The following is a 3,524-nucleotide window of genomic DNA, read 5'->3' as shown; positions in this document are numbered from 1 at the left end:
GAGACATGACGGACCCACTCCGACGAGCCCTCGGCCCGACCGTGCACAGCCACCGAACGACGCCCGGACGCATCCACCGCGCCCACCGTCACCTGGACCTGCACACCACCCGACCCCGGAAGCACCAACGGCGCCTCCAGCGTCAACTCCTCCACCAGCGAGCAACCCACCTGGTCACCCGCCCGCACCGCCAACTCCACGAACGCCGTACCCGGAACGATCACCGAACCCAGCACCACGTGATCGGCCAGCCACGGGTGCGACTCCACCGACAGACGACCCGTGAACAAGAAGCCCTCCGCATCGGCGAGAGCCACTGCCGCACCCAACAGCGGGTGGTCGGCCTCGCCGAGACCGGCGGCCGTCATGTCGCCGGCGAGCGACGGGACGTGGAGCCAGAAGCTCTCACGCTCGAACGCGTACGTCGGCAGGTCGACCCGCCGGGCACCGGCCCGGGAGGCCAGGCTGCTCCAGTCCGCGGCGGCACCGTGGGCGAACGCCGTCGCCAGCGCGGAGACCGCCGTTCGCGGCTCCGGTCGCTCGGCACGCAGCGCCGGCACGAACACCCCGCCGTCGACGCACTCCTGGCCCATGGCGGAGAGCACGCCGTCGGGGCCGAGCTCGACGAAGGTGGTGACACCCTTGGCTTCGAGGGCCCGCATGCCGTCGGCGAAGCGAACCGCCTGGCGCACGTGCCGGACCCAGTACTCGGGCGAGCACAGCTCCTCCGCCGTGGCCATGTCCCCGGTGACGTTGGAGACGACCGGGATGCGCGGGGCGCTGTACGTCAGCCCCTCGGCAACGGCCCGGAACTCCTCCAACATCCCGTCCATCAGCGGCGAGTGGAACGCGTGCGAGACGCTCAGCCGCTTGGTCTTCTCGAACTGCCCGGCGATCGCGAGGACTTCATCCTCGTCGCCGGAAATCACCACGGAGGAAGGCCCGTTGATCGCCGCGATGCTCACCTGAGCGGTCAGCAGCGGCAGCACCGCCTCCTCCGAGGCCTTGATCGCCACCATCGCACCGCCCTCCGGCAGCGCCTGCATCAGCCGGCCACGAGCCGCCACCAGGGCGACGGCGTCGTCCAGCGACAGGACACCCGCGACGTGGGCGGCCGCCAGCTCACCGATCGAGTGGCCCACCAGGAAGTCCGGACGGACCCCCCAGCTCTCGAAGAGCCGGAATAGCGCCACCTCGACCGCGAACAGCGCGACCTGCGTGTACTCCGTACGGGCCAGGACCGCAGCGTCCTCGCCGAACACCGCCTCCTTCAGCGGCAGTTCCACCCGCGAGCACACCGCGTCGAAGGCCTCCGCGAACACCGGGAACGCCTCGTACAGCTCACGCCCCATCCCCGGACGCTGGCTGCCCTGCCCCGTGAACAGGAACGCCAGCTTCCCGCCGCCGGCCAGACCCTGGACCACCTGCGGGTCGGACTGGCCGTCGGCCAGTGCCCGCAGGCCGGCGACCAGGGCGTCCCGGTCCTCGCCGAGGACCACGGCCCGCTGCTCCAGGACCGTGCGGGTGGTCACCAGCGAGTGCGCGACGTCGGCGACCGGAAGCCGGTCGTCGGCCGTCACCAGCGCGTGCAGGCGCTCGGCCTGGCGCCGCAGGGAGTCCTCTCCCCGTGCGGTGACGACGAACGGCGTGACGGCGGCCGGGGCCGCGTCCGTCCCGGCGACGGCCGTGGCCGGACGCTTCTCCGCCGGGGCCTGCTCGATGATCGTGTGGGCGTTGGTGCCGCTGATGCCGAAGGAGGAGACGGCCGCGCGGCGCGGGCGTCCGGTCTCCGGCCACGGCCGGGCCTCGGTCAGCAGCTCGACCGCGCCCTGCGTCCAGTCGATGTGCGGGGACGGCTCGTCCACGTGCAGGGTCTGCGGCAGGACACCGGCGCGGATCGCCATCACCATCTTGATGACGCCCGCGACACCGGCGGCGGCCTGGGTGTGGCCCAGGTTGGACTTCAGCGACCCGAGCCAGAGCGGCTCTTCGGTGCGCTCCTGGCCGTAGGTGGCGAGCAGTGCCTGGGCCTCGATCGGGTCACCCAGCGAGGTGCCGGTGCCGTGCGCCTCGACCACGTCGATCTGGTCGGAGCTGAGGCGGGCGTTGGCGAGCGCCTGGCGGATGACCCGCTGCTGGGACGGACCGTTGGGGGCGGTCAGGCCGTTGCTGGCACCGTCCTGGTTGACGGCGCTGCCGCGCATGACCGCCAGCACCTGGTGGCCGTTGCGCTGCGCGTCGGACAGCCGCTCGACGAGCAGCATGCCGACGCCCTCGGACCAGCCGGTGCCGTCCGCCGCGGCGGCGAACGACTTGCAGCGCCCGTCGGCCGCCAGGCCGCGCTGCTTGCTGAACTCGATGAAGGTACCGGGGGTGGCCATCACGGTCACACCACCGGCGAGAGCCATGGTGCACTCGCCGTTGCGCAGGGCCTGGGCGGCCAGGTGGAGGGCGACCAACGAGGAGGAGCAGGCCGTGTCGACGGTGACCGCCGGGCCCTCAAGACCGAAGGTGTACGCCAGGCGGCCGGACAGCACGCTGCCCGCGTTGCCGGTGCCGAGGTAGCCCTCGATCTCCTCGGGGATGGTCTGCAGGCGCGCGGCGTAGTCGTGGTACATCACGCCTGCGAAGACGCCGGTGGCGCTGCCCTTCATCGAGGCCGGGTCGATGCCCGCGCGCTCGAACGCCTCCCAGGAGGTCTCCAGCAGCAGGCGCTGCTGCGGGTCCATGGCGAGCGCCTCGCGCGGCGAGATGCCGAAGAACACCGGGTCGAAGCGGTCCGCGTCGTGCAGGAAGCCGCCCTCGCGGGTGTACGTCGTGCCGGAGCGGACGGACTCGGGGTCGTACAGGCCCTCGACGTCCCAACCGCGGTTGGTCGGGAAGAGCGAGATGCCGTCGCCGCCGCCGAGCACGAGCTGCCACAGGTCCTCGGGCGAGGCGACCCCGCCCGGGTAGCGGCAGGCCATGCCGACGATCGCGATCGGCTCGTCGTCCCCGCCCGCGGCCGTCTGGGCCTTCACGACCGCGGTGGCCGCGGCCGGTTCGAGGTGTCCGAGCAGTTCGGTGTGCAGGTGGTCGGCCAGGGCGGCGGGCGTCGGGTAGTCGAAGACCAGCGTGGCCGGCAGCCGCAGGCCGGTGGCCGCGTTGAGGCGGTTGCGCAGCTCGACGGCGGTCAGCGAGTCGAAGCCCAGCTCACGGAAGGCCCGGGCGGCGTCCACCGCGTCGGCGGACGGGTAGCCCAGCGCCGTGGCGGCGTTGCTGCGGACCAGGTCCAGCAGCGAACGGTGCTGCTCCTCGGCCGACAGGGTGCTCAACTGGCCCACCAACGTGGCGGCGGAGCCGCTGCTGACGTCCACCTTGCGGCGGCGCGGGGTACGGACGAGTCCGCGCAGCAGCGGCGGAACGTCGCCGGTGCCGACCGCCGTGGCGGGGTCGAGGTGCATGGGGACGACCAGGGCGCGCTCCAGGGTGAGCGCACCGTCGAACAGGGCCAGACCCTCCTGGGCGCGCAGCGGGGCGACGCC

1 protein-coding gene is annotated in these 3,524 nt (G+C 72.8%); it reads right to left on the bottom strand.

From position 1 onward, the window contains the following. Window positions 1-3,524, bottom strand: a 3,524-nt coding sequence (locus ACWDBE_RS39035; protein WP_449810357.1) for a type I polyketide synthase, incomplete at both ends; no start/stop codon positions are given.

It is taken from the genome of Kitasatospora sp. NPDC001132 (assembly GCF_053598415.1).
Note: the sequence above shows the minus strand (reverse complement) of the source record. Positions and strands in the feature narration are given on the sequence as shown.